Raw genomic sequence first — 6,000 nt, 5'->3', positions numbered from 1 at the left:
AAGGGGGAGGATCTAAGGCGCCAAGATGCTCCCCCTCTGGGGGAGCTGTCGGCGAAGCCGACTGAGGGGGCCCGCGCAGCTCAAGCCAGGCCCGCCCTTCCATAATACAGCATCCCCGCCGTCGGCCGCTTCAGCCCGCGGCGGATCCGCGGGCCGAACTTGGTCGCCGACAGCAGGCGCGAGACCATCGCCTCGTCGCCGGCCCGGCGGAAGGCCCGGGCCGAGGCCGACCACAGGGCCGTGGTGGTCGGATGGGGCAGGACGACGCCGGCGGCGGCGCCCAGGGCCAGCAGGCTCCAGCCGGCGAAACGATTGGCGGTGCGGTCGGGACGGGTCATCGGACTTCTCCTTTCATGGGGAGGAGGAGGACCGCCGGGGGCTGGGCGGGTGGCGGTCCTCCTCGGGCCGCCGAGCGAGCGTTTACTCGGCGGCGATGGGGGCCGCGTCGAACGCGATCCCCAGTCTGGAAGCGACGCCCGCGGCGTAGGCCGGGTCGGCGCGGTGGAAGTGGACCAGCTGGCGACGCACGATCGCCTCGGGCACGCCCTGCATGGCGCCGGCGATGTTGTCGAACAGCGCCGCCTGCTGGGCCGGGCTCATCAGCCGGAACAGCGCGCCCGGCTGGGCGTAGTCGTCATTGCCGACCCGGTGATCGAAGCGGTCGGCGTCGCCGTACAGGGGCAGCGGCGGCTCGGCGACCGACGGCTCCTGCACCGGTCCGCCGAAGCTGCTGGGCTCGTACCAGGCCTCCGTCCGCTTCGGCGCGTCGAAGCGCATGGCGCCGTCGGCGTGGTAGTGGTTCACCGGGCAGCGCGGACGATTGACCGGCAGCGCCTCATAGTGCGTGCCCACCCGGTAGCGGTGCGCGTCGGCATAGGCGAACAGGCGGCCCTGCAGCACCTTGTCCGGCGAGAAGCCGATCCCGGGCACGATGTTCGACGGCGAGAACGAGCTCTGCTCGACCTCGGCGAAATAGTTGTCCGGGTTGCGGTTCAGCTCCAGCACGCCGACCTCGATCAACGGGAAGTCGGCATGCGGCCACACCTTGGTCAGGTCGAACGGATCGAAGGCCGTCTCGCGGGCCTGGGCCTCCGTCATGATCTGTACCTTCAGGGTCCAGCGCGGGTAGTCGCCGCCCTCGATGGCCTCGAACAGGTCGCGCTGGGCGCTCTCGCGGTCGCCCGCGATCACCGCATTGCCCTCATCGTTGGTCCAGGTGCGGATCCCCTGCTGGGACTTGAAGTGGAACTTCACCCACACCCGCTCATTGGCGGCGTTGATGAAGCTGTAGGTGTGGCTGCCGAAGCCGTGCATGTGGCGATAGCCCTGCGGCAGGCCGCGATCCGAGAACAGGATCGTCACTTGGTGCAGGCTCTCGGGGCTCAGGCTCCAGAAGTCCCACATCGCCGTCGGCGAGCGCAGGTTCGACACCGGGTGGCGCTTCTGGGTGCGGATGAAGTCGGGGAACTTCAGCGGGTCGCGGATGAAGAACACCGGGGTGTTGTTGCCCACCAGGTCCCAGTTGCCCTCCTCGGTATAGACCTTCAGGGCGAAGCCGCGCACGTCGCGCTCGGCGTCGGCCGCGCCGCGCTCGCCGGCCACGGTCGAAAAGCGCAGCAGCACTTCGGACTGCGCGCCCGGCTGCAGGGCCTTGGCCTTGGTGTAGCGGCTGATGTCGTGGGTGATGGTCAGCGTGCCGTAGGCCGCCGAGCCCTTGGCGTGGACCACGCGCTCGGGGATGCGTTCGCGGTTCTGGTGGGCCAGCTTCTCGATCAGCTGGTAGTCCTGCATCAGCAGCGGGCCACGCGGACCGGCCGACAGGCTGTTCTGGTTGTCCGCGACGGGCGCGCCGGCCGTGGTGGTCAGGATGGTCTTGGTCATGTCGCCCTCGTCGAATTCCGTAGCGCCACTGTCGCGGGCGGCGTTCGATAAATCCAATTGATCGTTTTTCTCCGTAAGATCGGAGAAATTTATCGAACCATAGCGCGGGCGATCACGTGGTTCTTGGAAGGACGCATCGGCTCGACCCGGCGGGCGCGGCGGTTTAAGCCAAGCCGCATGACCGCCATCCTGCCCGACGCCGCCGCCGCCAACTGGGTCGACCGCTACGCTCCCGAGCGCTTGCGCCCCTGGCTCAAGCTCGGACGCTTCGACCGCCCGGCCGGCATCTGGCTGCTAATGCTGCCCGGCTGGCAGGGCATCGCCCTGGCCGCGGCCGAGAAGGGCCAGTTGCCCAATCCCTGGCTGCTGATCGCCTTCTTCGTCGGAGCGGCGCTGATGCGGGCGGCCGGCTGCGCCTTCAACGACATCGTCGACCGCGACTTCGACGCCCAGGTGGCCCGCACGGCCCTGCGCCCGATCCCCGCCGGCCTGATCACCGTCAAGCAGGCCTGGCTGTTCCTGGTCGGCTGCAGCCTGACCAGCTTCCTGATCCTGATCTGCCTGGGCTGGGTGGCCATTGGACTCGGAGTGGCCTCGCTGGTGCTGGTGGCCGGCTATCCGTTCATGAAGCGCATCACCTGGTGGCCGCAGGCGTGGCTGGGCCTGACCTTCAACTGGGGCGCCCTGCTGGGCTACGCCGCCGCGACCCACTCGCTGAGCTGGTCGGCCGCCCTGCTCTACGCCTCGGGCATCTTCTGGACCCTGGGCTACGACACGATCTACGCGATCCAGGACATCGAGGACGACGCCCTGGCCGGGGTGAAGTCGTCGACCCGCCGCCTCGGCTCCAAGGTCCGCGAGGGGGTGGCGATCTTCTACGTCCTGGCCTTCGCGCTGGCGCTGGCCGCCGCCTGGGTCGGAGGCCTGGGGCCGCTGTTCCTGCCGCTGCTGGGCCTTTTCGGCCTGCACCTGTCGCGCCAGGCCGTGGCCGTGCGCGTCGACGACGGTCCCGGCGCGCTGAAGATCTTCAAGTCCAACGCCCAGGCCGGCGCGATCCTGGTGCTGGCCCTGGTGGCGGGCCTGTGGACCCCGGCGGGGTTCTAGTCAGTGCGTCCTTCGAGGCTCGCCTACGGCTCGCACCTCAGGATGAGGATCGCCTTGCACTGATTTCCTCATCCTGAGGCGCCCGCTCAGCGGGCCTCGAAGGACGCAGGATCTCAAAACGGCCCCGCCCGATAGATCCGCTCCATCGACCGCTCAAGCTCGCCCAACCGGCGGTCATAGGCCCTGTTCAGGCAGGCGCGATTGGCCTTGCAGGTCGCGCGATCGTTCAGCCAGGCCTGCTGGCCGTCCATCAGCGCGCCGCGCGCGCCCATGCCCATGGTGCGCTTGTTGATGTCGTAGAGCACGCTCATCCGCACGTCCTTGTTGTCCAGCCCGCGGTCCGCGCAGATCGCCCGCTCGTCGGCCCGCCGGGCCTTTGCGCAGTCGAAGCTGGCGGCGTGCGCGGCCCCGGCGAGCCCGAGCGAGACAAGGGCGACGGCGACGAACAAGCGCATGAAAATCCTCCGGAAACGGGCCTGACCTAACGGCATTCTGTCGGGCTGAACCTGAATGTGCGATGATCCGTTCCATGGCCGTCGCCGCTCGCATCAAGCCCCAGGAGCTGTTCGCGCCCGAGGACTGGGCCCGCCTGTCGGCGCGTTCGTCCTGGCGCGGGATCGCCATGATCGCCCACGCCTGGGGCGTGATCCTGGCGGCCGGCGCCCTCTTCGTGATCTGGCCCAACCCGCTGACCTATATCGTCGCGGTGATGCTGATCGGTGCGCGCCAACTGGGTCTGGCGATCCTGATGCACGAGGCCGCGCACGGCGGCCTGCACCCCAATCTCAAGGTCAACGACTGGCTGGGCGAGTGGCTGTGCGCGGCCCCGCTGGGCGCCTCGCTGAACACCTACCGCCCCTATCACCTGACCCACCACAAGTTCGCCCAGCAGGCCGAGGACCCGGACCTGGTGCTGTCGGCGCCGTTCCCGACCACCCGGGCCTCGCTGCGCCGCAAGATCATCCGCGACCTGACGGGGCAGACCTTCTTCAAGCAGCGGCTGGGACCGATCATCGCGGGCCTGAAGAAGCGCCAGCACGGCCAGGCCCCGGGCGCGATCTTCGCCCGCGCGGCGGCCGGCCAGAAGCGGTTCCTTTTGATCAACCTGGCCATGCTGGTCGCGCTCAGCGCCGCGGGCCTGTGGTGGGCGTGGCTGGCGCTGTGGTTGGTCCCGATGGCCACCTGGTTCCCGCTGGTCACCCGCCTGCGCAACATCGCCGAGCACGCCCTGGTGGCCAAGGACGAGCCGAACCCCTTCCGCCACGCCCGCACCACCCGCGCCAACTGGCTCGAGCGGGCCCTGGTGGCGCCCTACCACGTCAATTTCCACGCCGAGCACCACCTGTTCATGCACGTGCCGTGCTGGAACCTGCCCCGCGCGCACCGACTGCTGCGGGAAAAGGGCCTGACCGAAGGGATGTTGACCGCGCCGGGCTATCTGGCCGTTCTGAAGGCGGCGTCGGGGAAGGTGGCGGCCTAAGCCCCCTCCGGCCCTCCGGGCCACCTCCCCCAGAGGGGGAGGATCTAACAGCGCCGCGCAAGATGCTCCCCCTCTGGGGGAGCTGTCGGCAAAGCCGACTGAGGGGGTCTCGCGCGCGGCAAAGCGGTTATAACCCGCCCCATGATCGTCCAGACCCTGGAAGGCCGCCGGGCCTTCATCGCCGACAACACCCGCCTGCTGCCGACGCCGCACGCGCCCGAGCTGGTGCTGCATCTGGCCGACGAGATCACGCCGCTGTGGAAGCTGACCGAGGAAGCGCTGGAAGAGATCGGCCTGCCGCCGCCGTTCTGGGCCTTCGCCTGGGCCGGCGGCCAGGCCCTGGCGCGCTACGTGCTGGACCATCCCGAGATCGTGCGCGGCAAGACCGTGATCGACTTCGCCACCGGCTCGGGCATCGTCGCCGTCGCGGCGATGAAGGCGGGCGCGAAAAGCGTGCTGGCCGCCGACATCGACGTCTTCTGCGAGGCGGCCGTCGGGCTGAACGCGGCGGCCAACGGCGTCGAGATCGCCTTCACCGACGCCAACCTGCTCGACGCCCCGCCGCCGCCGGCCGACGTGCTGCTGGCCGGCGACATCTGCTACGAGGGGCCGATGGCCCAGGCGGTCATGGCCTGGCTGGCGCAGGGGCGCGCGGCCGGGGCCAGCGTGCTGATCGGCGATCCTGGCCGCACCTATTTCCCCAAGGACGGCCTGGAAAAGCTGGCCGAGTACCAGGTGCCCACCACCCGCGAACTGGAAGACCTGGCGATCAAGCGCACCAGCGTCTGGACTCTGCCCTGAGCGCCGATTAGAACATAATAAGAACATTCTGAGGGATACGCCCATGCGCGAAGACGGCAAGATCGACTACATCGAGTGGGCGGGCGGCGAGCTGCCGGCGACCAAGGCCTTCTACGCGGCCGCCTTCGGCTGGAGCTTCACCGACTACGGCCCCGGCTACACCGCCTTCGAGGGCCAGGGCGCCGATGGCGGCTTCGTGGGCGACATCACCGAAGAGCCGGCCAAGCCGCTGGTCATCCTCTACGCCCACGACCTGGAAGCCATGGAGGCCAAGGTCGTCGCCGCCGGCGGCGTGATCGTGAAGCCGATCTTCGAGTTCCCCGGCGGCCGCCGCTTCCACTTCATCGACCCGGCCGGCAACGAACTGGCCGTCTGGAGCGCGACCGGCTTCGAGTGACCCCCTCAGTCGCTTCGCGACAGCTCCCCCAGAGGGGGAGCATCTCGGCGCTATAAATCCTCCCCCTCTGGGGGAGGTGGCCCGGAGGGCCGGAGGGGGGCCGTTTTCAGCTTTCGTAGAGTTCGATCCCCTCCCCGCTCCTCACCCGAGAAGCAGGAGAGGTGGCGCGGCGCGATCAGCGCCGTGACGGAGGGGGCGACCGCACGCGCCGAGCCCCGTCTCGCCGCCTCCACCGCTTCGCGGTCCCCCTCCCCCGCACACGGGGGAGGAGCTAGATCCCTTCGCCGAGGCCGAAACCTGGCAGCAGGCCGTCGGCAGGTCGTTCCTTATCCCCGCC

The 6,000-nt window shown here is 69.4% G+C and carries 7 protein-coding genes; 4 read left to right on the top strand and 3 right to left on the bottom strand.

Translation table 11 applies throughout. From position 1 onward, the window contains the following. Positions 1 to 80: 80 nt before the first annotated feature. Positions 81 to 338, bottom strand: coding sequence for a hypothetical protein (locus tag G5B46_RS23675; RefSeq protein WP_165263068.1), 258 nt, complete (start codon positions 336 to 338; stop codon positions 81 to 83). Between the two features lie 82 nt (positions 339 to 420). Then, the gene (locus tag G5B46_RS23670) at positions 421 to 1,881 is read right to left on the bottom strand and encodes a catalase (RefSeq protein WP_165263066.1); all 1,461 of its coding nucleotides are present in this window, start codon (positions 1,879 to 1,881) and stop codon (positions 421 to 423) included. Between the two features lie 177 nt (positions 1,882 to 2,058). Between G5B46_RS23670 and ubiA the strand changes: the two genes are divergently transcribed. Beyond that, positions 2,059 to 2,985, top strand: a complete 927-nt coding sequence (gene ubiA / locus G5B46_RS23665; RefSeq protein WP_165263064.1) for a 4-hydroxybenzoate octaprenyltransferase — start codon at positions 2,059 to 2,061, stop codon at positions 2,983 to 2,985. A 113-nt stretch (positions 2,986 to 3,098) separates the two neighbouring features. On the opposite strand, the gene G5B46_RS23660 is transcribed toward ubiA, so the two are convergent. After that, entirely contained in the window at positions 3,099 to 3,440 is a 342-nt protein-coding gene (locus tag G5B46_RS23660; protein ID WP_165263062.1) for a hypothetical protein, read from the bottom strand. Positions 3,441 to 3,514: 74 nt separating this feature from the next. On the opposite strand from G5B46_RS23660, the gene G5B46_RS23655 reads away from it, so the two are divergent. The 3 genes from G5B46_RS23655 to G5B46_RS23645 all read left to right on the top strand — a co-directional run bounded on the left by G5B46_RS23655 (position 3,515) and on the right by G5B46_RS23645 (position 5,663). Then, on the top strand, positions 3,515 to 4,465 hold the full coding sequence (locus G5B46_RS23655; protein WP_165263078.1) for a fatty acid desaturase family protein: 951 nt from the start codon (positions 3,515 to 3,517) through the stop codon (positions 4,463 to 4,465). Positions 4,466 to 4,606: 141 nt separating this feature from the next. Beyond that, entirely contained in the window at positions 4,607 to 5,266 is a 660-nt protein-coding gene (locus G5B46_RS23650; RefSeq protein WP_165263060.1) for a methyltransferase, read from the top strand. A 43-nt stretch (positions 5,267 to 5,309) separates the two neighbouring features. Continuing rightward, on the top strand, positions 5,310 to 5,663 hold the full coding sequence (locus tag G5B46_RS23645; protein ID WP_165263058.1) for a VOC family protein: 354 nt from the start codon (positions 5,310 to 5,312) through the stop codon (positions 5,661 to 5,663). Positions 5,664 to 6,000 lie beyond the last annotated feature (337 nt).

It is taken from the genome of Caulobacter sp. 602-2, from assembly GCF_011043625.1.
Lineage (GTDB): Bacteria > Pseudomonadota > Alphaproteobacteria > Caulobacterales > Caulobacteraceae > Caulobacter.
The sequence above is the reverse complement of the archived record's forward strand: the minus strand, read 5'-3'. Positions and strand labels throughout refer to the sequence as shown.